The sequence below is a fragment of the Proteiniclasticum sp. genome (genome assembly GCF_032054185.1).
GTDB lineage: Bacteria > Bacillota > Clostridia > Clostridiales > Clostridiaceae > Proteiniclasticum.
Map to the genome: position 1 here is coordinate 20,584 of NZ_DAMBTF010000004.1, position 23,310 is coordinate 43,893.

The window sequence follows — 23,310 nt, forward strand, 5'->3', positions numbered from 1 at the left end:
TTATGAAGGTTTATAATACATTAACCAGGAAAAAGGAAGAGTTTATCCCAATAGAAGAAGGTAAGGTAAAAATGTATGTCTGTGGACCTACAGTGTACAATCTTTTTCATATCGGGAATGCCAGGACCTTCATTATCTTCGATACGATTAGAAAGTATTTGGAGTATAGAGGATATGAAGTGAATTTCGTTCAGAATTTCACCGATATAGATGATAAAATGATCAAGAAAGCTCAGGATACAGAAACTACAGTGAAAGAACTGGGTGATCACTATATCATGGAATACTACAAGGATGCAGACAAGCTCAAAATCAAAAGAGCAACGGTCAATCCAAGGGCTACAGAGTACATCAGTGAAATAATCAGCTTCATCGAAGAGCTGATCGAAAAGGGTTATGCTTATGAAGTGGACGGAGACGTCTATTATTCCACAAAATCCTTCGTCGGATATGGAAAACTGTCAGGTCAGAAACTGGAAGATCTGCAGACAGGCTCTCGAGTGGATGTAGACGAAAGAAAACAGGATCCTATGGACTTTGCACTATGGAAGAATGCCAAGCCTTTTGAACCTTCATGGAAAAGTCCATGGGGAAACGGCAGACCTGGATGGCATATTGAGTGCTCATGCATGGCGCTGAATCTTCTGGGTGAGACAATAGACATTCATGCTGGAGGTACAGATCTCATCTTCCCTCATCATGAAAATGAAATTGCTCAGAGTGAAGGGCGTTCAGGCAAAACCTTTGCCAAGTACTGGCTCCATGGTGCGTTCATCAATGTGGACAACAAGAAAATGAGTAAATCTCTCAACAACTTCTTTACAGCAAGAGAGATTCTGGAAAAATACGATCAGGAAGTTATCCGTCTGTTTATGATTTCAGGTCATTACAGGACGCAGATTAATTTCACGGTAGAAGTACTTGATGCAGCTAAGGCGAGTCTTGAAAGAATGTATAATGCCCTTAATATCCTGAATGGATACCTCAATAATGAAAAAGAGGAAATCAGTGAGAAAGAAAAGTCGGTTGTTGTAGAACTGAACCGTTATAAGGAACGTTTTATCGAGAAGATGGATGATGACTTCAATACAGCAGATGGAATCTCAGTGATTTTTGAACTGATTCGTGAAGTTAATATAAGAATTAACAAAGATTCTTCTCAAAAGCTGGTAAAGCATGCGATTGATCTTCTTATTGAACTTGGTTCGCCACTGGGAATCATGCAGAATCCGTTTGGTGGATCCCTTGAGGAAGAAATTGAAAAACTGATAGAAGAAAGAAATGAAGCAAGAAAGAACAGAGATTTTGCAATGGCGGACAAGATCAGAAATGATTTGATGAATCAGGGTATTATTCTCGAGGATACACCCAGTGGGGTAAGATGGTCCAAGAGAAGTTAACAGTTTAGCTATAAAAGCCGGGTAGTGATAGATTTATCAATACCCGGCTTTATTGATAAACAAGCAGAAATTTATGACTAAAGCAGAAATTTATACTATTTTGTTCAAAAATAGTGCAAGAAATTGATTTCATGTAAGTCGACATTGTTTTCTGTTAACGATTTTAGAGATTAAAGCTATCCAGAATGTCTATTTATACTGTTAAATGTGAAATAATTGTTAATGTAATAAGTTTATTAAAAGGTATTGTTTGATGATTAACAATGTATTAGAATAAAGAAGTAGTAAATACAAATAATAAAACACACGGAGGGACAGGGGAAACATGAAAAAAGTAATTTCATTAGTATTATCATCAGTATTAGCACTTTCAGTATTAGCAGGTTGTGCTAAGACAGAAACACCAGCTGAAACACCAGCTGAAACACCAGTAGAGACACCAGCTGAAACACCAGCTGAAACACCAGCTGAAACACCAGCTGAAGCAGGTTCAATCGCAAAGGTTGGTCTTGGACTAGTTACATCAATCGGCAAATCAAAGGATCTTGCTGAAGGTGCTGCTACAGGACAGGTTGACACAGTTATGGTTGCTGCAGGATTTGATGCTGACGGTAAGATCGTAAGCGTATCAATCGATACAGCTCAGGACAAAGTAGGATTTGACGACAAAATGCAGTTAACATCTGACACAGCTGTTGCTGGTAAGACAAAGATCGAACTTGGTGACGAGTACGGTATGAAGGCTGCTTCAAAGATCGGTAAAGAATGGTTCGAGCAGATTGCTGCATTCGAAGCTTGGATGATTGGTAAGACAGTCGACGAAGTTAAGGGAATGAAGCTTGTAGAAACAGTTCCAGACGAAGAAGATCTTAAGACAACAGTTACAATCAAGGTTGAAGGATACATCGCTGCTTTAGAGAAGGCTTATGCTAACGCTATCGAAGTTGAAGGCGCAGAAAAGGTTGGTCTTGGTGCTGAAGTATCAATAGCTAAGTCAAAGTCAGCTGAAGGTGAAAACGGAGCTCTTGCTCAGGTTGACACAACTGTAGTTGCTACAGCTCTTAAGGCTGATGGAACAGTTGCAGGAACAGTAATCGACGTTGCTCAGACTAAGGTTGCTTTTGACAAAGACGGTAAGGTTACAAACGATAAGGCTGCTGCTATCAAGTCCAAGGTTGAACTTGGTGACGAATATGGCATGAAGCCTGCTTCAAAGATTGGCAAGGAATGGTTCGAACAGGCTCTAGAACTTGCTAACTGGATGAAGGGTAAGACTGCTGACGAAGTTGCAGGAATGAAGATCACTGAAGGCGTTCCAGCTGAAGAAGATCTTACTTCAACAGTATCCATCAAGGTTGCAGGATACATGGCTGCATTCGCAGAAGCTGCTGAAAACGCAAAATAGTTTTTAACTAATGAAGCTCCTCCAGTAATGGAGGAGCTTTTTAAATGAAATGAATCCCCCAGTCTCTATGATTATCAAGAAATCTTAAGGAATATAATGAAGTAATTCATTGAACGTATGATATAATTTTCTGTGTAATATAAGAATAAATAACCTATTATGGGAGGAAATATGAGGAGAGTTTCAAAAATTGTTGCTCCTTTACTGCTGATACTGATGGTGCTTTCCGGATGTCAGGCAGAATCAAAGGGAGAGGTCAAGACCAATTACAAGAATACCTTTTTCGACTATTTTGATACGGTTACAACAGTTATAGCCTATAAGGACACTGAAGAAGAGTTTGAGGCGCTGTTTAAGGAGATTCAAGCGGAATTCAAAGAGTATCATGAGCTATATGATATCTACAACGACTATGAGGGTATAAACAACATCAAAACCATCAACGACAACGCAGGTAAAGCACCGGTTAAAGTGGACGATAGAATCATCGATCTGATTCTCTTTTCCAAAGAGTGGTATGGTAAAACAACAGGCAAGGCCAATATCGCCATGGGACCAGTCCTTAGAGTGTGGAGCCAGTATAGAGAAGAAGCTGAATTTGATCCTGATAACGCCAAGATTCCCCCTATGTCCTTGCTGGAAGAGAAGAACGCACATACCGATATTGATAAGGTCATTGTCGATGAGGAAGCGGGAACGGTATATCTTGAAGATCCTGAGATGAGTCTGGATGTCGGTGCGGTGGCCAAAGGCTTTGCGACGGAGCAGATTGCAGAGAAGATGCGCGATAAGGGACATACATCCCTCATCATCAGCGCAGGCGGTAATGTCAAAGCGCTGGATAAACCTCTAGATGGAGTTAAAGACCGCTGGGGAATCGGAATACAGAATCCTGATAAGTCTGTATTTACGGATGATAAAGGCCTGGATACTGTATTCGGAAACAATATTTCTGTGGTTACTTCAGGAGACTACCAGAGATACTATGTGGCAGATGGGAAAAAGTATCATCATCTGATTGATGCTGCAACCCTTATGCCGGGAACTCAGTTCAAGGCTGTTACAGTTGTTATGGAGAACTCCGGACTTGCGGATTTCATGTCCACTACATTATTCCTCTCAACTTTGGAAGAGGGAAAAGAAATGCTTAAGATGATAGAAGGTGCTCATGCGATATGGGTGACTCATGATAATGAAATCATCATATCCGAGGGGTTCGAAACTATGCTGAAAAGCGGCGGTGCTTCAGGCGCAGATAAATAGGATGGCCGTGGTTCTTTTTAACTCAATATTTCCTTTGAGGTTCAGCGGGAATATTGAAATAAAATCTTTGACTTTTGGGTCTAAAGAAGTTACAATGATTTATGGCATATCCAAAAGATAAAAAAATACCGCGGCAAAGTATTTAATTTTTGGAGGTAAACACAAAATGGCAAAAATGATGGGACCACGTTTTAAAACAGCAAGAAGATTAGGTCTGAATGTTGTAGGTCATCCTAAGGCAATGAACAGATCTAAGAGAGGAACATCCAGAGCAGATAAGAAGCTCTCTGAGTATGGTGTTCAGCTGCTTGAAAAGCAGAGACTTAGAAACTACTACGGAGTACTTGAAAAGCAGTTCGTAAGATACGTTGATAAGGCTATGAAGAGTAAGGAACAGACTGGTGCAATGCTTCTTAACTTACTTGAAATGAGATTCGACAACATGGTATACAGAATGGGCTTCGCCTCATCAATCAGACAGGCAAGACAGATGGTAAACCACGGTCATTTCACAGTGAACGGTAAGAAGATCGACATTCCTTCTTATGGACTAAGCGTCGGTGACGTTATAGAACTTAGAGAGAAGTCAAGAAAGACAGAAATGTTTGCTGATAACTTCAGCAATCTCTCAGCTTCACCACTGGGATACATTTCAAAGGAAGTTGAAAACTTCAAGGCGACTATCACTAGAGCGCCACAGAGAGAAGAGCTGCCAATCGAAATCAATGAACAGTTGATCGTTGAGTACTACTCAAAATAATCGGCATCACAAAGGGTCTGATTCACATCAGATCCTTTTTTCTATCATATATTAGTGAAGCGTTATGGCGGACTATGTCATTTGCATTCAAAGAAAGATATAATGAAAATAAACAGTTTACGGGAGTAATGATGGAACAGGTAAGACCGATCAGCGAATCAGATGCAAGAAATTATAATCCTCTTTCCCTTGCCTTTATCGGAGACAGTGTATATGAGAATCATGTCAGAGAAAGACTGCTTCTTGGCTATCCGAATATGCTGCCAAAAGATCTTCATGTTAAAGCTGTGGGTTATGTGAAGGCGTCCAGCCAGAGCAGAATCATAAGCGGCATAGAGGACAGCTTAAGTGAGGATGAAATTTACATCTACAAACGAGGACGAAACACAAAATCACATACCATCCCTAAAAATGCAGACCTTCTGGATTATAAAAGAGCCAGTGGTTTTGAAGCTTTAATTGGTTATCTGTATCTCATAGGGAGAGATGCGCGATTAGAAGAGATCATTGACCTTTCATTTAAAATCATTGAAGAAGGAGAAAATCATGACGAAGAAAGACAATAAAAGAAGAATCGAGTATGAATTCAATAAAGAAGAAGAAAAGAGAAAGAGAAGAGACAGGGCACCAAGAGCGCCTAGAGAAGCGGTGGTTGAGCAGGAGATCAATGAGAATGTCATAGAAGGGAGAAATCCTGTACTTGAGGCATTTGACAGCAAGATTACTGTAGAGAAGATTCTGGTATCCAAAGGTGACTCAACAGGTTCTGTCATCAAGATCATTTCCATTGCAAAAGAGAAAGGGATTCCTGTCATTGAAGTGGACAGAAGAAAGCTTGATGCTATAGCCAATTCACCTCATCATCAGGGGGTAGTGGCATATATCACACCTTACCGTTATGTGGAGCTTGCCGATATCCTGAAGATTGCATCGGATCGCAATGAAAAGCCGTTTATCATGATCCTGGATGAAATCGAAGATCCGCATAACCTGGGTTCGATCATAAGAACAGCAGAGCTTTCAGGCGTTCATGGTGTGATCATTCCAAAGAGAAGAAGCGTCGGTGTAAACTCGACAGTGTTTAAAACATCAGCTGGTGCAGTCAACCATATGGCCATCGCAAAAGTGACCAATATTCCGAGAATCATCGATGAAATGAAGGAAGAAGGTGTATTCGTCTATGGAGCGGATATGAAGGGCGATTCCTTCAGCTACAATACGAATTTTGACGGCGGTGTAGCCCTTGTGATCGGTAACGAAGGAAAAGGACTATCAAGACTTGTCAGAGAAAAATGTGACGGTATCGTAAGCATTCCTATGGTGGGTAAGGTCAATTCCCTTAACGCGTCGGTTGCTGCCGGAATCCTGATGTATGAAGTGATGAAATCCAGAATTACCAAAGTAAAGTAATGAAGATGGAGGAGTGGGGACAATTGTCCCCATTTTTGATATGAAGAGGGTATTTATTGACGGTTATAATGTAATCAACTCCTGGAGTGAGCTCAAAGAACTTGAGCTTGGTGCTGCCAGAGACAAGCTGATCGAATATATGATCAACTATGCCAGTTTTTACGGTGCAAAGGTATGCGTGGTCTTTGACGCGCACAGAGTGTCCGGTAACAAGAGGCATAAAGAAATGAGGACTTCGGTCGAGGTTGTCTATACAAAGGACAAGGAGACGGCTGACGCTTATATAGAGCGTGCTGTTGATCTGGTGGGGAGAAAAGTCGAGGTTCTTGTTGTGACTTCGGACAATCTCGAGCAGCAGATCATCTTCGGCAGAGGTGCACAGAGGATGAGCTCACTTGAGTTCCGTGTATCTTTTAAAGAGGCGGAAAAAAGCATCAGTGAGAAGACGGAAAACCTCTCCCATAGAAAATCCATGAAGCTTCTTGATCATATGGATGAGGAGTCCAAGGAAAAACTGGAAAAAATGCGTAGAAATGGCTGAAAGCTTGACTTTTAGCCATTTTTGTCTGATAATTTTAAATAAGTTTAGGTAATTGAGAAAGAACCCTCCTTATTTCAATGAGGAGATGAATTTCTCCGCTTCATAGCAGACTATGTGTATTTGCTTTAATTGCTGAATTTATTGAGTTATCTCTCAATCCATGGTATATTATATGTATGAGAAGTAATTTAACAAAAGCCAGAACCTGTGTCTACAACATCAATTATCATATCGTATGGACTGTGAAGTACAGGCGCAAAATCTTAAATGGTAAAGTGGAGGAATACTTAAAGGAAGAGCTGCTTACTATAGCAAAAGAAAAAGACTTTATCATTCATGCTATGGAATGCAATGAGGACCACATCCATCTGTTCGTTTCAGCACATCCTAAGATTTCACCGTCTTACATTGTAAAGATGTGTAAAGGAATAACGGGAAGAAAGTTATTCCTTCAATTTCCAGAAATAAGCAAACAGTTATGGAAAAACACTTTATGGAACTCATCCTTCTATATCGAAACTGTTGGTTCTACCAGTGAAGAAAACATTAAGAGGTATATTGAAAACCAAAAAGGAAAGGAGTAAAAACGCTTTGCATTTGACGAAGAAAATCATCTATAAGCCTACAGCACAAGAATTAAATGTCTTAAACGCATTTGCTTTTTCATCTGCAAAGCTGTGGAACATTGCCAATTATGAGAAGAAAAACTATATAGAATTAGGTTTTTCTTCTTTTCCAAACTGGTATGACCAAAAGAAAAGACTAAAAGAGGAATTCTGGTATAAGAACCTGCCCTCACAGACAGCACAAGATGTGCTGGATAGGCTTCAGAAATCCTGGAAGAGTTTTTTTGAGCTTCAGAAATCTAAAGGCATAAAGAATCCAAAGCCTCCAAGATTCAAGGAGAAGAATTCCTTGTTCAACTTCACCTTTCTAAATAACGGCTTCAATAAAATATCCAAAGACACCATAAATTTTTCTATTCCAAAGCAACAAAAAGAATACCTTAAAGATAATTTCTCTTTTGACTCCAAATATTTAAGTCTGAAAATAAAAGAATTTTCAGCGGTCACAGAGAAAATTAAGACCATTGAGTTTAAACCTTTAAAGGATAAAACTTATCAGATTAATGTTGTTTACGAAATAGAAGAGGCGCAGCTCAATAAAGATAACAAACATTATCTTTCCATTGATATTGGCATCAAAAACCTGTTTACCTGTTATGACAATGAAGGTAAAAGTTTTATCGTAAGTGGCACAAAATACCTGGAAATCAGCCACTATTTCAATAAAAAAATAGCTCATTTTCAATCCATCACCAGTAAGCAGCAAATCGCCAGTGGAAAGAAGTATGCTTCTACAACAAAGAAAATCATAAATCTTCAAAAGAAAAAGCAGTTACAGCTTCATCATTTCTTCCATTGTGCGACAAAAGAAATAGTAGCTTACTGTGAGAAGAATGGCATCTCTAAGGTTGTCATCGGAGATATCAAGAACATAAGAGAAAACAGCAACTTAGGAAAAGTAACGAACCAAAAGCTGCATGGATTACCTTATGAGAAGCTGTATTTCTATCTCCAGTACAAATTGAGGACAAAAGGAATAGAACTTATCAAGACTAAGGAAAATTACAGCAGTCAGGTGAGTCCCTTTGCTCCAAAAGTCAATAAGACCTATGCTACGAAAGCCAAAAGAAAGCATAGAGGGCTCTTCATAGACAATCATGTGAAGTTCAATGCAGACAGTGTTGGTGCATACAACATCCTGAGGCTCTATGAGGAAAAACAAAATAAAGGACTGCTCATGCCCATAAAAGGATTAAGCAGCCCAATCAGAATAAAAGTAGCTGTGTAACTCAAATTCATGAGTAGCAGTATAGGGTATGGACTTCCCACATAGGTAGCAGCAAACATTGCATTCATGCACTGATTGTTCGTGACTATGAAAAGAAGCTCCTCATTTCAATGAGGAGTAGTTCACAAGTTTCGTAATCTTTTGTATCATTCAGAAGGAGGAACAGTTTTGACGAAGGAAGAGAGAAAATACAACACTTTAACCGATGAAGAAATTGTCAGCCTTGCTCAGAATGGAGACAAATATGCTTCAGAATTTATCACGGCCAAATATCTTCCTTATGTCCGCAATAAATCCCGCGCCTATTTCATCGTAGGCGGAGAAGTGGAAGATATCATGCAGGAAGGTCTGATCGGTCTTTACGAAGCCATCAAGGACTTCAGTGGGGACAGGCAGGCAAGTTTCAGGACCTTCATGGATATCTGCGTCACAAGGCAGATCATGACGGCGCTGAAGGCGGCATCCCGTCAGAAACATATTCCGCTCAATACATACGTTTCTCTGAACAAGCCTTTGTACCATGAAGAGACCGACAAGAATTACATGGATACCTTCATCACCAGCAGGAAGGAAGATCCGGAGTCGCTTTATATCGATGTAGAGAAAACTCAGGAGATCAACATGGAAATCAGAAATTCTCTTTCTGATTTTGAATATCGTGTTCTTCGACTCTATCTTCAGGGTGTCAGCTATGTTAAAATCGCTGCTGTTCTAGATAAAGAGGAGAAAGCCATCGATAATGCCATCCAGAGAATCAGGAAAAAACTGTCCCGAAACCTTGCAGATGCTTCATCATAAGAATTCCAGATAAGCTATTGACATATATTTGGGTTTTTAGTAAACTTGATGAGGTGAGATTAATGCCCATATAGCTCAGTCGGTAGAGCGTCACCTTGGTAAGGTGGAGGTCAGCGGTTCAATCCCGCTTATGGGCTCCATTTATTCCCTTTATGCTTCGGAACACCAGGCTCCGTTGTAGGGACTAGTCATCTAGAGAAAAAAATATTATAATAGAATATGTAATGTTCAGTTATTAAGGAGGAGAAAGAATAATGGCAAAAGCAAAATTCGAAAGAAGCAAGCCACATGTCAATATCGGAACCATCGGACACGTTGACCACGGCAAGACAACACTTACAGCAGCGATCACAACTGTATTATCACAGACTGGTGGAGCTACTGCAACAAAGTACGATCAGATCGACAAGGCACCTGAAGAGAAGGAAAGAGGTATTACAATCAATACTTCACACGTAGAGTATGAGACAGAAAACAGACATTATGCTCACGTGGACTGTCCAGGACATGCCGACTATGTCAAGAACATGATCACCGGAGCAGCACAGATGGACGGAGCAATCCTTGTTGTATCTGCAGCAGACGGTCCAATGCCACAGACAAGAGAGCATATCCTTCTTGCATCAAGAGTTGGAGTCAACTACATCGTTGTTTTCCTGAACAAGGCAGACATGGTGGACGATCCTGAACTTCTTGAGCTGGTAGAGATGGAAGTAAGAGAGCTTCTTTCAGAGTACGAGTTCCCAGGCGACGATACACCGATCATCGCAGGATCCGCACTTGAAGCGCTTGAAAACCCAACAGATCCTGAAAAGGCTAAGTGCATCCATGAGCTTATGGCTGCAATCGACAGCTACATCCCAACACCAGAAAGACAGACAGACAAGCCATTCCTTATGCCAGTAGAGGACGTCTTCACCATCACAGGTAGAGGAACAGTTGCTACAGGAAGAGTGGAAACTGGAGTACTTAAGGTAGGAGAAGAAGTTGAAATCGTAGGACTGTCCGAAGATTCCAGAAAGGTAGTATGTACAGGAGTAGAGATGTTCAGAAAGCTTCTTGATTCTGCACAGGCTGGAGACAACATCGGAGCACTTCTAAGAGGAATCCAGAGATCTGAAATCGAAAGAGGACAGGTTCTTGCTAAGCCAGGATCCGTTAAGCCACATACCAAGTTCGTAGGACAGGTATATGTACTTAAGAAGGAAGAAGGCGGAAGACATACACCATTCTTTGACGGTTACAGACCACAGTTCTACTTCAGAACTACAGACGTAACAGGAAACATCAAGCTTCCAGATGGAATGGAAATGGTAATGCCTGGGGATCATATCGACATGAACGTTGAGCTGATCACACCGATCGCTATGGACGAAGGACTGAGATTCGCTATCCGTGAGGGTGGTAGAACAGTCGGTTCAGGCGTAGTTACTACAATCAACGCATAAGATTTAAGTTAAAATTGAAGGACTGGTTATCCAGTCCTTTTTTAACGGAACGGTGTAGAGATATACCGGTGGAATTCAGACCGGTTTTTATCATTGTGCTCCAAAAATAATCCTGATTTTTATTTGACATGGGTGGGAGCATATGATAAAGTAATTTAGTAATACCCTGCGAAAAAGGGGCTATTTATGATGTCAGCAAAACTATAAAGTACGGAGGTGCTCAAAGTGAGAACAAGAATGACTTTAGCATGCACAGAGTGTAAGCAGAGAAACTACGACACAATGAAAAACAAGAAGAACAATCCAGAAAGACTGGAAATGAGCAAGTATTGCAAATTCTGCAAGAAGCATACTGCACATAAAGAAACAAAGTAACACAGACTAAGGATGTGATTTCATGGCTTCAAATAGCAAAGGACTCGTCAGTTTTGTAAAAGAGACAAGAAACGAAATAAAGAAGATAACCTGGCCCTCCAAAGAGGAAGTCAAGAAAGCTATTGGCGTAGTATCTGCTATCGTTGCGATCTATATCGTACTGATTGCGATTGCAGATTTTATTTACAATGGTCTTTTGACCGAGATTCTATTTAAACTTTAATGTAAGGAGGAAAGGGGTAGCATTTAGTCTGCTCCTCTAATTTCGTATGGAAGAAAAAGCACGTTGGTACGTTGTTCATACATATTCAGGTTATGAAAACAAAGTCAAGGTTAACCTTGAAAAGGCGATTGAAAACCGAAACCTTGAACATCTTTTACAGGGTGTTGAAGTTCCTATGGAAGAAGTCATCGAAAGAAAGGATGACAAGGAAAAGGTCGTCCTGAAGAAAAAGTTTCCCGGATATGTTCTCGTTAAAATGATAATGACCGAAGAATCCTGGTATATCGTAAGAAATACTAGAGGTGTCACCGGTTTTGTCGGCGCGAAGTCAAACAATCCCGTTCCATTGACCGATGAAGAGGTCAGATCCATGGGTATTGCAGAAGCCCATGCCAAGATCGATCTTGCGATTGGCGAAAGCGTCAAGATCATCGCAACACCGTTCAAGGGATTCCCTGCTACTGTTGTTGAAATCAACAACGATAAGCATAAGGTCAAGGTTGAAGTAGAGATGTTTGGTAGAGCAACTCCAGCAGAACTCGACTTTAACCAGATTGAAAAAATTTACTAGGTTTATTGACCCTTTGGGTCTTAAATAAGTGGGAGGGTAAAATACCCGCAATCTACCACAGTATAGGAGGAATAAACTCATGGCAAAGAAAGTTACAGGAATGATCAAGTTACAACTTCCTGCAGGAAAGGCAACACCAGCACCACCAGTTGGACCAGCACTTGGACAGCACGGTGTGAACATTATGGGATTCTGTAAGGAATTCAATGCAAGAACTGCAGATAAGGCTGGATATATAATTCCAGTAGTGATCACAGTGTATCAGGACAGATCTTTCAGCTTTATCCTGAAGACACCACCAGCAGCTGTACTCATCAAGAAGGCAGCAGGAATTGAAAGTGGATCAGGCGTTCCAAACAGAACCAAGGTAGCACAGCTTACCAAGGATCAGGTTAGAACAATTGCAGAAACAAAAATGCCAGACCTTAATGCAGCATCAGTTGAGGCAGCAATGTCTATGATTGAAGGTACTGCAAGAAGTATGGGCGTTACTATCGTTGAATAAGACAACCTAATAAAGTGGGAGGCAATAAACCGTTAAAACCACGAAGGAGGCAAAATTAATGGGTAAGAATTATGTAGAAAGTGCAAAGCTTGTTGATAAGAGTGTGTTATACACTCCACAGGAGGCACTTGAATTAGCAGTCAAGACTGCAAAGGCTAAGTTTGATGAAACAATCGAACTACATGTTAAGCTTGGAGTAGATCCAAGACATGCTGACCAGCAGGTCAGAGGTGCGGTAGTATTACCACACGGAACAGGTAAGACTGTCAGAGTTCTTGTATTTGCAAAGGGAGCTAAGGCTACTGAAGCTACTGAAGCTGGAGCAGATTACGTTGGAGCTGAAGACTATCTTGATAAGATCCAGAAGGAAAACTGGTTTGACTTTGATGTTGTTGTAGCAACTCCTGATATGATGGGTGTTGTTGGTAGACTTGGTAGAGTGCTCGGACCTAAGGGTCTTATGCCAAATCCAAAGTCCGGTACAGTTACATTTGATGTAGCTAAGGCTATTGCAGACATCAAGGCTGGTAAGGTTGAATATAGAGTCGACAAGACATCTATCGTTCACGTTCCAATCGGTAAGAAGTCATTCGGAGAAGAAAAGCTGAAGGATAACTTCAAGGCACTTATGGAAGCGCTGATCAAGGCTAAGCCAGCAGCTGCTAAGGGACAGTACCTTAAATCTGTATCAGTCTCTGCAACAATGGGACCTGGAGTGAAGATTAACCCAACAAAAGTTGTTGACTAATCATTGTTGACTTAATCAGCACTACATGTTATACTTTTGAAGTTAAATAATTGAATCGTGCATGCTAAGACAGTAGGTGAGTAACATCATAAATCCTACCGAGGTGCGAGTACTTTATAGTTTTTAAACTAAAGGTCTCTCCTCGTCTTGGAGAGACCTTTTTGATTATGTTTGAATAAGCAGTTTAATAAACTGTGAGGAGGTGGACACACAGTGAACAACAACAAAGAGATCAAGGCCCAGAAGGTTAGTGAGATCAAGGAAAAAATGCAGAACGCAAAGTCCCTTGTACTTGTTAACTATCAAGGCATCAATGTTGAGCAGGACACAGAACTAAGAAGCACTCTTAGAAAGAACAACGTTGAATACAGAGTGTACAAGAACACTATGGTAACAAGAGCTGCACAGGAGCTTGGAATCGAGGGACTTGAACAGTACCTTGAAGGACCAGTATCCATGGCTTTCGGTTATGATGATGAAACTACCGCTGCAAAGCTTATCGCTGATTTCTCCAAGGCTTCAAAGAAGCTTGAAATCAAGGGTGGTTATGTAGATGGTAAGGTTTATGATGCAGAACTGATGAATCAGCTTGCTAAGATTCCTGCAAAGGAAGTGCTTATCGGGAAGTTCCTTGGAAGCATCAAATCCCCACTATCAAATCTTGTCTATATGCTTAATGCAGTTGCAGAAAGCAAAGAGGCATAATACAATACTCGGGCGAATCGCCTAAAAAAATAATGTTTAAAAATATATGGAGGTGTCTATAAATGGCAGTATCAAGAGAAGATATAATATCAGCAATCAAGGAAATGTCCGTTTTAGAATTAAATGAACTGGTTAAGGCTTGCGAAGAGGAGTTCGGTGTATCCGCAGCAGCTCCAGTAGCAGCAGCAGGTGCTGGTGAAGCAGTAGCAGTAGAAGAGAAGACAGAATTCGACGTTATTCTTAAGGCAGCAGGAGCTGAAAAGATTAAGGTTATCAAGGCTGTTAGAGAAGCTACAGGACTTGGACTGAAGGAAGCTAAGGAAATCGTTGACGGAGCTCCTAAGGCAATCAAGGAAGGCGTTCCAAAGGATGAAGCAGATGCACTTGTTGCTAAGCTTACAGAAGTTGGCGCTGAAGTAGAAGTTAAGTAATTCGAATTAAAGAATGAACTTAAAAAATCCGGTAAGAAATTACCGGATTTTTCTTTTCATCAGAATTTCGCGAGTTAATCATTCGTTAATCTGCGCTCATTATACTTAAGTACAAAGGAGATGATCGATATGAGTCTGATCGGAAATGTTTTATGGATTTTATCTGGCGGGTTTATCCCTGCCATATTGTGGTTTCTTTTTGGTGCACTGTGGTCAGTGACCATCATTGGACTACCTGTAGGTATTCAGTGTTTCAAAATGGCCAGTCTTCAGCTGTCCCCCTTTGGAAGAGATGTAAGCTTCACTTCCATGGGTGCAGGTTCCTTTCTCGTCAACATCATCTGGATCGTGATCGGTGGCATTGAGCTTGCAGTGGTTAATGCTGTTATCGGAATTTTACTCTGCATGACGGTTATCGGTATACCGTTTGGGCTACAGAACTTCAAGATGGCGAAGCTGAGTCTGATGCCTTTTGGTGCAAAGATAATAAGAAATTAGTGTTAACATAATCTTGGATTTGCAGCCAGTGATATAATATAAGTAGAGAAGGCGTAATGAGAAACCGACATAATGTCATCCACGTTATTATGACAGCGGATAAAATAGTTTTCGAGGAGAAGATCGTGATGGTAAACACATCTGAGATGATCAGAAAAGGACTCCTTGTCGCAGTCGGTGGAATGATTCTTCTGGTCGTATCGTTCTTTCTATATCTGTTTCTTTTCAGAATGCTCGGGTCACCTAGCGGATCCTACAATTTTGTGGCTCCGCTCAGAGTGGGATATGGAGTCATGTGGCTTCTTGAGGTTATTCTGATTTACAGAAGCGATGCGGCGGATTGGCTAAAAGCGGTGTTTCTTGCAGGTGGTCTTGGAACGTTTATGATTACAGAAGGGGTGCAGCTATACAGGTGGCCTGTACTTCAGATCGGTGCAGCTTCAGCAGTCATTCTGGGAAGCGTTTATCTTCTCTATCGCAGTAAAAAGAGATGGTATCATTACTTTGCAGTAATACTTGCGGTATCAGTACTTCTGTTTTATATTTAAGAGCAAAGATTAATCAGTATTTTGACGATAGCTAGTGTTTAAAGCACTAGCTATATTTTCGGACTGAACAGGTGAACCGCTCATTTTGTGGTCGGATCTTCCGAATTGATGAGACAGGGGTGACTTGAATAGACAAATGATATGTAAAGAGATCACATCAGGTGAAATCATGGTGAAATTTAGATGAATCCATTGACCAGATGTTAAGATTATGATAATATATATAATCGTACTCTTGTAAAAGAGACAATAATAGGTTAGAATAGTAAACGGGGTTTTTCGCAGTTATCAACGGATAAAAGCGATTAAACCGCAATGTATGGTCACAATCCAGAAGTGCAAAGTCCCTAGGGATACTATGCGCATTTTCTGGTTATTTTAGTTTATATAAGGGGTGAATGCTAATGGTACATCCTGTTCCAATTTCAACAGGAAAGAGGACGAGAATGAGTTTCGGAAGGGTTAAGGACGTCTATGACATGCCTAATCTTATTGAGATTCAATTAGATTCCTACAATTGGTTTCTAAGTGAAGGATTAGATGAGGTCTTCGACGATATCAACCCTATTTCCAACTATGGTGGAAATCTGGTTCTGAAATTCGTGGGTTTCCATCTGGACCGAGAAAACATCAAGTATTCCATTGAGGAATGCAAGGAAAGAGATGCTACTTATTCTGCACCGATGAAAGTAAAAATCAGACTTGAAAACATCGAAACCGGTGAAATCAAGGAGCAAGAAGTCTTTATGGGAGAATTCCCTGTAATGACCGAGCAAGGTACTTTTATCATCAATGGAGCAGAAAGAGTTATCGTTTCACAGCTCGTAAGGTCTCCAGGTGTATACTACAATGAAAGCATAGACAAGACAGGTAAGAAACTCTATGCAGCTACTGTTATTCCAAACCGTGGAGCATGGCTGGAATATGAAACAGATTCCAATGAAGTCATTAATGTGAGGATCGATAAGACAAGAAAGCTGCCGATAACAGTGCTTGCCAGAGCCATGGGATTCAACTCCGATCAGGAAATTATTGACTATTTTGGAGAGGATGAGCGTTTAAAAGCAACCCTTGAAAAAGATAATACGAATACTCATGAAGAAGGTCTTCTGGAAGTCTACAAGAGACTTAGACCAGGTGAACCTCCAACAGTTGACAGTGCAACATCCCTGATTGATTCACTGTTCTTTGATGCAAAGAGATATGACCTGTCAAAAGTGGGTCGTTATAAGTTCAATAAGAAGCTGTCTATTGCAGGCAGACTTTACAACCACATCGCTGCAGAAGATGTCATCAATGCAGAGACTGGTGAAATTCTGATTTCAAAGGGAGACAAGATCTCAAGAGAAGCTGCTCATGAAGTCATGGCAGCGGGGATTAATGTCGTGGACATTCTTGTTGAAGAACAGGTTGTCCGTATCATCGGAAACTACTTCGTGAATCTTTCCGAATTTGTATCCTTTGATCCTAAAGAAGTTCACATTAAGGAAATGGTTCACTATCCAACGCTTAAGGCGATTCTGGATCTGAACCTTGAAGAAGATGAATTAAAGGAAGAGCTGAAGAAAAACATTCATAATCTTATCCCTAAGCATGTGCTGAAGGATGATATTTTTGCAAGCATCAGCTATGAAATCGGTCTTGGACATGGCGTCGGTCATGTAGACGACATCGATCATCTGGGTAACAGAAGACTGAGATCTGTGGGAGAACTCCTTCAGAACCAGTTCAGAATCGGTCTTTCCAGAATGGAAAGAGTCGTCAAGGAAAGAATGACCATCCAGGATCAGGATAATATCACTCCACAGGCGCTGATCAATATCAGACCTGTAACCGCAGCGGTGAAGGAATTCTTCGGATCCTCCCAGCTGTCACAGTTCATGGATCAGACAAATCCTCTTTCAGAGCTTACACATAAGAGAAGACTTTCTGCACTGGGACCTGGTGGTCTTTCAAGAGAAAGAGCCGGGTTTGAAGTCAGAGACGTTCACCATTCACATTATGGAAGAATGTGTCCGATCGAGACGCCTGAAGGACCGAATATCGGTCTGATCAACTCCCTGTCTACCTATGCACGTGTAAACGAATATGGTTTCATCGAGACACCATACAGACTGGTAGAAAAAGGCACCGGAAGAGTTACAACTGAAGTCAAGTACTTTACAGCTGACGAAGAAGATGAACTGCTGGTTGCCCAGGCAAATGAACTGCTGGATGAAAACTCAACATTCATTGATGAAAGAGTAACAGTTAGATACAGAGAAGATGTACTGGTTATTCCTAAAGAGGAAGTTGACCTTATGGACATCTCCCCAAGACAGATCGTATCCGTTGCGACTGCGATGATTCCGTTCCTTGAGAACGATGATGCATCCAGAGCACTGATGGGTTCGAACATGCAGCGTCAGGCAGTTCCACTACTTAAGCCAGCTGCACCTTATGTAGGAACAGGAATCGAGTACAAGGCAGCTCTGGACTCAGGAGTACTTCCTAAAGCCAGAAACGCGGGTACCGTAATCTATGTAAGCGGTAATGAAATCAAGATCAAGAGAGACGACAACGGATCAGTTGATCACTACAAGCTCCTGAAATTCAAGAGAAGCAACCAGGGTACATGTATCAACCAGAAGCCGCTTGTATTCAAGGGTGAACATGTAGACGCAGGATCGCTTCTTGCAGATGGTCCTTCCACAGACCTTGGTGAAATCGCTCTGGGTAAGAACATCAGAATGGGCTTCATCACATGGGAAGGTTACAACTATGAGGATGCTATGCTGATTTCCGAAGAACTTGTACGCGATGATGTCTTCACTTCCATACATATCGAAGAATATGAAGCGGAAGCAAGAGATACAAAGCTCGGGCCAGAAGAAATCACAAGAGATATTCCGAATGTGGGTGAAGATTCACTGAAGGATATCGATGAAAGAGGAATCATCCGAATTGGAGCTGAAGTCAGATCAGGAGATATTCTGATCGGTAAAGTAACCCCTAAGGGTGAAACCGACCTTACATCTGAAGAAAGACTGCTGAGAGCAATCTTCGGTGAAAAAGCAAGAGAAGTCAGAGACACCTCACTTAGAGTACCTCACGGAGAAGCGGGTATCATCGTTGATATCAAGATCTTCACAAGGGAAAATCAGGACGAACTTCCACCTGGCGTAAATATGCTCGTAAGATGCTATATTGCCCAGAGAAGAAAGATCTCCGTCGGAGATAAGATGGCTGGACGTCATGGTAACAAGGGTGTTATCTCAAGAGTGCTACCAGAAGAAGATATGCCGTTCCTTCCTGATGGAAGACCACTGCAGATCTGTCTGAACCCGCTTGGTGTTCCATCTCGTATGAACATCGGACAGGTTCTTGAAGTCCATCTTGGATGGGCGGCAGCGAAACTTGGCTGGCATGTAGCTACACCGGTATTCGACGGTGCATCCGAAAAGGATATCGAAGATTCACTGGAAAGAGCCGGATTCAACAGAAATGGTAAGACTGTGCTCTATGATGGAAGAACAGGAGAGCCATTTGATAATGAAGTTACTGTCGGATACATGTATATCCTGAAACTTGCGCATCTGGTCGACGACAAGATCCACGCAAGAAGTACAGGACCTTACTCACTGGTCACTCAGCAGCCACTTGGTGGTAAAGCTCAGTTCGGTGGACAGAGATTCGGTGAAATGGAAGTTTGGGCACTTGAGGCTTATGGCTCAGCTCATACTCTGCAGGAAATCCTGACCGTTAAATCCGATGACGTGGTGGGTAGAGTCAAGACCTATGAAGCCATTGTCAAGGGTGAAAACATTCCGCAGCCAGGAGTCCCAGAATCATTCAAGGTACTGATCAAGGAACTTCAGGCCCTTTGCCTAAATGTGAAGGTACTGAACGATGAGCGAGAAGAAATCGAGCTCAAGGAAGATTCCGAGTATGAAGAGGCTTCGCTGGAACTCAAGGCAATCAAGATTGATTCCCCTGAAGATGTCATCATCGATATTCCTGAGGAGATAAGTGAAAGCACCCACGTCATCACAGACGAGGATGATTTCGAAGAAGTAAGTTCAAATAATTTCGCTGAAGATTTAGAGTAATTGAAGGGAGGATTACCCTTGATAGAATTAAATAATTTTGACGCCTTGAAGATCGGGCTGGCATCTCCAATGGAGATCAGAAGCTGGTCAAGAGGTGAGGTAAAAAAGCCTGAAACCATCAACTACAGGACACTGAAACCGGAAAGAGACGGACTCTTTTGTGAGCGTATCTTCGGGCCGATGAAAGACTGGGAATGTCATTGTGGTAAATACAAGAGAGTAAGATATAAGGGAATCGTCTGCGACCGCTGCGGAGTTGAGGTAACGAAGTCCAAAGTGAGAAGAGAAAGAATGGGGCACATAGAACTTGCTGCCCCAGTATCCCATATCTGGTATTTCAAGGGAATTCCATCCAGAATGGGTCTTATCCTTGATATGAGCCCAAGATCTCTGGAAAGAATCCTTTATTTCGCATCATATGTTGTTCTTGATCCCAAGAACTCCACACTGATGAAGAAGCAGATTCTTTCAGAAAGAGAATACAGAGAATATGTTGAGCAGGAAGGCTATGAATCCTTTACTGCAAAGATGGGTGCGGAAGCCGTCAAAGAGCTTCTTGCAGAAATCGACCTTGATGTCATGGGCAAAGAGCTGAAGAATGATCTGAAGACGGCAACAGGCCAGAAGAAGATCAGAATCGTAAGAAGGCTTGAAGTTGTTGAATCGTTCAGAATGTCCGGAAACAGACCAGACTGGATGATCATCGATGTTATCCCTGTCATCCCACCGGATATCAGACCAATGGTACAGCTTGATGGTGGAAGATTCGCGACATCGGATCTTAATGACCTTTATCGTAGAGTCATCAACAGAAACAACAGACTGAAGAAGCTTCTGGATCTTGGTGCACCTGACATCATCGTAAGAAATGAAAAAAGAATGCTCCAGGAAGCAGTAGATGCCCTGATCGACAACGGAAGACGTGGAAGACCTGTAACAGGTCCTGGAAACAGACCACTTAAGTCATTGTCCGATATGCTTAAGGGTAAGCAGGGTCGTTTCAGACAGAATCTTCTTGGTAAGAGAGTAGATTACTCCGGACGTTCAGTTATCGTTGTCGGACCGGAGCTTAAGATGTACCAGTGCGGACTGCCTAAGGAAATGGCTCTTGAGCTGTTCAAGCCTTTCGTCATGAAGAAACTGGTCAAGAACGGTACAGCACATAACATCAAGTCAGCGAAGAGAATGGTTGAAAAGATACAGCCACAGGTCTGGGATATCCTTGAAGAGGTCATCACCGACCATCCTGTTCTTCTGAACCGTGCCCCTACACTGCACAGACTGGGTATCCAGGCATTCCAGCCGGTCCTTATAGAAGGTAGAGCGATCAAGCTGCATCCGCTTGTGTGTACAGCTTACAATGCCGACTTCGACGGTGACCAGATGGCGGTCCACGTACCACTGTCCATGGAAGCTCAGGCCGAATCAAGATTCCTTATGCTCGCTTCAGGAAATATCCTTAAGCCTTCAGACGGAAAGCCGGTTGCGGTACCTTCACAGGATATGGTCCTTGGTGCCTACTACCTGACAATGGCTAAAGAAGTACCTGAGAACGAGATGAAGATTTTCTCTTCCAAGGAAGAGGCGCTCATGTCCTATCAGCTTCAGAATGTCACACTTCAGGAAACTGTAAAAGTAAGACTCTCCAAGAAAGTGGATGGACAGAAGAAATCAGCAATCATCAAGACAACTCTTGGTATGATGCTTTTCAACGAATCTATTCCACAGAACCTTGGATTTGTAGATAGAGAAAATCCGGATAACGAGTTCAACCTTGAAATAGACTTCCTTGTCGGTAAGAAACAGCTTGAAAAGATCATCAACAGATGCTACATCAAGTACGGACCAACAAGAACTTCTGTCATGCTGGATGAAATCAAGTCACTTGGTTTCCACTATTCCACAATCGGAGCGGTAACCGTTGCGATTTCGGATATGATCGTTCCGGAAAAGAAGAAGGAACTTCTGGCTGATGCGGATGCAACAGTCAAAAAGATTGAGAACATGTTCAAGAGAGGACTTATTTCAGAAGACGAAAGATATGAAAGAGTCATCGAAAAATGGACAGATACAACAGACGACGTGGCTAATGCCCTGATGGACTCCCTGGATCAGTACAATCCTATATTCATGATGGCTGACTCCGGTGCGAGAGGTTCCAAGTCCCAGATCAAGCAGCTTGCTGGTATGAGAGGACTTATGGCTAACCCTTCAGGTAAGATCGTCGAACTCCCGATCAGAGCTTCATTCGTTGAAGGTCTGAATATATCGGAATACTTCATCTCCACTCACGGAGCCAGAAAGGGTAATGCCGATACAGCGCTTAAGACCGCTGACTCAGGTTACCTGACAAGAAGACTTGTTGACGTTTCACAGGATGTTATCGTAAGAGAAGCTGACTGCGGAACCGAAGAGGGTATATACATTGAAGCGATCCGTGAGGGTGCTGAAATAGTAGAGACCTTAAGTGAGAGACTGACAGGAAGATATGCTCTTGAAGACATCAAAAACCCTGAAACAGGAGAAGTGATGGTTGAAAAGAACGAGTATATCGAACCGCTGATGGCTGAAAAAATTGAAGAAGTAGGCGTCAAGCGCGTATACATCCGTTCTGTATTCACCTGTAAGACAAAAGTCGGTGTGTGTGGTAAGTGCTACGGCATGAACATGGCTACCGGACAGAGAATTAATATCGGTGAAGCAGTCGGAATCATCGCTGCACAGAGTATCGGTGAACCAGGAACACAGCTGACCATGAGAACATTCCATACAGGTGGTGTTGCCGGTTCAGATATCACCCAGGGTCTTCCTAGAGTTGAAGAGCTTTTCGAAGCAAGAAAGCCTAAGGGACTTGCAGTGGTATCCGATATCAACGGTACAGTAAGAATAGATGAAACGAAGAAGAAGAGAGTCGTTTACGTGCTTTCAGAAGACGGTGAGGAATTCACCTATGATATCTCCTTCGGATCAAGACTTAAAGTTCATGACGGAGATGTGATTGAAGCTGGTGACAGCATCACAGAAGGATCCATCAATCCTCACGATATCAGCAGAATCAAGGGGATCAAGGGTGTAAGAGAATACCTGCTTGCAGAAGTGCAGAAGGTTTATCGTCTTCAGGGTGTTGATACCAATGACAAGCATATCGAAGTGGTCGTCAGACAGATGACAAGAAAGGTCAGAGTTTCCGAGGCTAACGATACAACGCTTATGCCTGGAGTACTTGTGGACATATTCGACTTCATCGATGAAAATGCGAGAGTCAAGGCAATGGGCCTTCAGGAAGCTGAAGGAGAGCAGGTTCTTCTTGGTATCACCAAGGCGTCACTTGCAACAGATTCGTTCCTTTCCGCAGCATCCTTCCAGGAAACCACAAGGGTTCTTACAGATGCGGCCATCAAGGGCAAAATCGATCCGCTGCTCGGACTTAAGGAAAATGTCATCATCGGTAAACTGATTCCTGCCGGTACAGGCATGAGAAGATACAACCATATCAAGCTGTCGACTGAACATGAAATGGTCGAAATGCCTGAAATTGATGATATAGACCTTTTTGAAGAAGAATAATTTTTCTTTACATCAACTTATTATGGTGCTAAAATAAACTTTGTGTGATTTTACATGGACCAGAACCGGTTTTTCCGGTTCTGGACATGATTTTGTCTAGGCGATGCAAAGTCTTTACAATAACTTAAAAGTAAATTAAAGATTAGTATCTTAGTTTAGCGTAAAATTATCC

At 41.9% G+C, this 23,310-nt stretch carries 22 protein-coding genes, 1 tRNA gene and 1 other annotated feature; all 23 genes read left to right on the forward strand.

The annotated features are described in order from the left end of the window. The first annotated feature begins 2 nt into the window (after positions 1-2). The 23 genes from cysS to rpoC all read left to right on the forward strand — a co-directional run bounded on the left by cysS (position 3) and on the right by rpoC (position 23,138). The gene (gene cysS, locus RTX25_RS03020) at positions 3-1,400 is read left to right on the forward strand and encodes a cysteine--tRNA ligase (RefSeq protein ID WP_312650326.1); all 1,398 of its coding nucleotides are present in this window, start codon (positions 3-5) and stop codon (positions 1,398-1,400) included. A gap of 325 nt (positions 1,401-1,725) precedes the next feature. Then, a complete protein-coding gene (locus tag RTX25_RS03025; RefSeq protein ID WP_312650329.1) occupies positions 1,726-2,805 on the forward strand; it encodes a hypothetical protein in 1,080 nt (359 codons plus the stop codon). Positions 2,806-2,976: 171 nt separating this feature from the next. Then, positions 2,977-4,068: an FAD:protein FMN transferase gene (locus tag RTX25_RS03030; protein ID WP_312650332.1), complete on the forward strand. Its 1,092-nt coding sequence runs from the start codon at positions 2,977-2,979 to the stop codon at positions 4,066-4,068. A gap of 166 nt (positions 4,069-4,234) precedes the next feature. Then, complete coding sequence (gene rpsD / locus RTX25_RS03035; protein WP_312650335.1) at positions 4,235-4,828, forward strand: 30S ribosomal protein S4; 594 nt, start codon at positions 4,235-4,237, stop codon at positions 4,826-4,828. A gap of 131 nt (positions 4,829-4,959) precedes the next feature. Next, entirely contained in the window at positions 4,960-5,394 is a 435-nt protein-coding gene (locus RTX25_RS03040; protein WP_312650337.1) for a ribonuclease III domain-containing protein, read from the forward strand. Continuing rightward, entirely contained in the window at positions 5,375-6,238 is an 864-nt protein-coding gene (gene rlmB / locus RTX25_RS03045) for a 23S rRNA (guanosine(2251)-2'-O)-methyltransferase RlmB (RefSeq protein ID WP_312650340.1), read from the forward strand. Before RTX25_RS03040 ends, rlmB begins: the two co-directional genes overlap by 20 nt. 13 nt (positions 6,239-6,251) lie before the next feature. Next, the gene (locus RTX25_RS03050) at positions 6,252-6,779 is read left to right on the forward strand and encodes an NYN domain-containing protein (RefSeq protein WP_312650342.1); all 528 of its coding nucleotides are present in this window, start codon (positions 6,252-6,254) and stop codon (positions 6,777-6,779) included. 176 nt (positions 6,780-6,955) lie between these two features. Continuing rightward, a complete protein-coding gene (tnpA, locus tag RTX25_RS03055) occupies positions 6,956-7,363 on the forward strand; it encodes an IS200/IS605 family transposase (RefSeq protein WP_312650345.1) in 408 nt (135 codons plus the stop codon). Beyond that, positions 7,338-8,633 carry a transposase gene (locus tag RTX25_RS03060; protein WP_312650347.1) on the forward strand — a complete coding sequence of 432 codons (1,296 nt, stop codon included), beginning with the start codon at positions 7,338-7,340 and terminating at the stop codon, positions 8,631-8,633. Before tnpA ends, RTX25_RS03060 begins: the two co-directional genes overlap by 26 nt. A gap of 168 nt (positions 8,634-8,801) precedes the next feature. Continuing rightward, positions 8,802-9,431 carry an RNA polymerase sporulation sigma factor SigH gene (sigH, locus tag RTX25_RS03065; RefSeq protein WP_312650348.1) on the forward strand — a complete coding sequence of 210 codons (630 nt, stop codon included), beginning with the start codon at positions 8,802-8,804 and terminating at the stop codon, positions 9,429-9,431. 64 nt (positions 9,432-9,495) lie between these two features. Continuing rightward, positions 9,496-9,571: transfer RNA gene (locus RTX25_RS03070), tRNA-Thr, on the forward strand. A 114-nt stretch (positions 9,572-9,685) separates the two neighbouring features. Further along, a complete protein-coding gene (gene tuf / locus RTX25_RS03075) occupies positions 9,686-10,879 on the forward strand; it encodes an elongation factor Tu (RefSeq protein WP_312650351.1) in 1,194 nt (397 codons plus the stop codon). A 225-nt stretch (positions 10,880-11,104) separates the two neighbouring features. After that, positions 11,105-11,254, forward strand: coding sequence for a 50S ribosomal protein L33 (gene rpmG, locus RTX25_RS03080; protein ID WP_312650354.1), 150 nt, complete (start codon positions 11,105-11,107; stop codon positions 11,252-11,254). Between the two features lie 22 nt (positions 11,255-11,276). Continuing rightward, positions 11,277-11,477 (forward strand): preprotein translocase subunit SecE, encoded by a 201-nt coding sequence (secE, locus tag RTX25_RS03085; RefSeq protein WP_312650357.1) that lies wholly within the window; start codon positions 11,277-11,279, stop codon positions 11,475-11,477. 46 nt (positions 11,478-11,523) lie between these two features. Further along, a complete protein-coding gene (nusG, locus tag RTX25_RS03090; protein WP_312650359.1) occupies positions 11,524-12,048 on the forward strand; it encodes a transcription termination/antitermination protein NusG in 525 nt (174 codons plus the stop codon). A 79-nt stretch (positions 12,049-12,127) separates the two neighbouring features. Next, positions 12,128-12,553 (forward strand): 50S ribosomal protein L11, encoded by a 426-nt coding sequence (gene rplK / locus RTX25_RS03095; protein WP_031577575.1) that lies wholly within the window; start codon positions 12,128-12,130, stop codon positions 12,551-12,553. Between the two features lie 58 nt (positions 12,554-12,611). Then, a complete protein-coding gene (rplA, locus tag RTX25_RS03100; RefSeq protein ID WP_312650365.1) occupies positions 12,612-13,301 on the forward strand; it encodes a 50S ribosomal protein L1 in 690 nt (229 codons plus the stop codon). 45 nt (positions 13,302-13,346) lie between these two features. After that, positions 13,347-13,474, forward strand: a sequence feature (ribosomal protein L10 leader region). Between the two features lie 40 nt (positions 13,475-13,514). Next, positions 13,515-14,006, forward strand: a complete 492-nt coding sequence (gene rplJ / locus RTX25_RS03105; protein ID WP_312650368.1) for a 50S ribosomal protein L10 — start codon at positions 13,515-13,517, stop codon at positions 14,004-14,006. Positions 14,007-14,068: 62 nt separating this feature from the next. Then, positions 14,069-14,437 (forward strand): 50S ribosomal protein L7/L12, encoded by a 369-nt coding sequence (gene rplL, locus RTX25_RS03110; RefSeq protein ID WP_312650370.1) that lies wholly within the window; start codon positions 14,069-14,071, stop codon positions 14,435-14,437. Between the two features lie 129 nt (positions 14,438-14,566). After that, on the forward strand, positions 14,567-14,935 hold the full coding sequence (locus RTX25_RS03115; RefSeq protein ID WP_312650373.1) for a YccF domain-containing protein: 369 nt from the start codon (positions 14,567-14,569) through the stop codon (positions 14,933-14,935). Between the two features lie 128 nt (positions 14,936-15,063). After that, a complete protein-coding gene (locus RTX25_RS03120; protein WP_312650376.1) occupies positions 15,064-15,483 on the forward strand; it encodes a hypothetical protein in 420 nt (139 codons plus the stop codon). 404 nt (positions 15,484-15,887) lie between these two features. Next, positions 15,888-19,571, forward strand: a complete 3,684-nt coding sequence (gene rpoB / locus RTX25_RS03125) for a DNA-directed RNA polymerase subunit beta (protein ID WP_312650379.1) — start codon at positions 15,888-15,890, stop codon at positions 19,569-19,571. A gap of 18 nt (positions 19,572-19,589) precedes the next feature. Continuing rightward, positions 19,590-23,138 (forward strand): DNA-directed RNA polymerase subunit beta', encoded by a 3,549-nt coding sequence (gene rpoC, locus RTX25_RS03130; RefSeq protein ID WP_312650382.1) that lies wholly within the window; start codon positions 19,590-19,592, stop codon positions 23,136-23,138. Positions 23,139-23,310 lie beyond the last annotated feature (172 nt).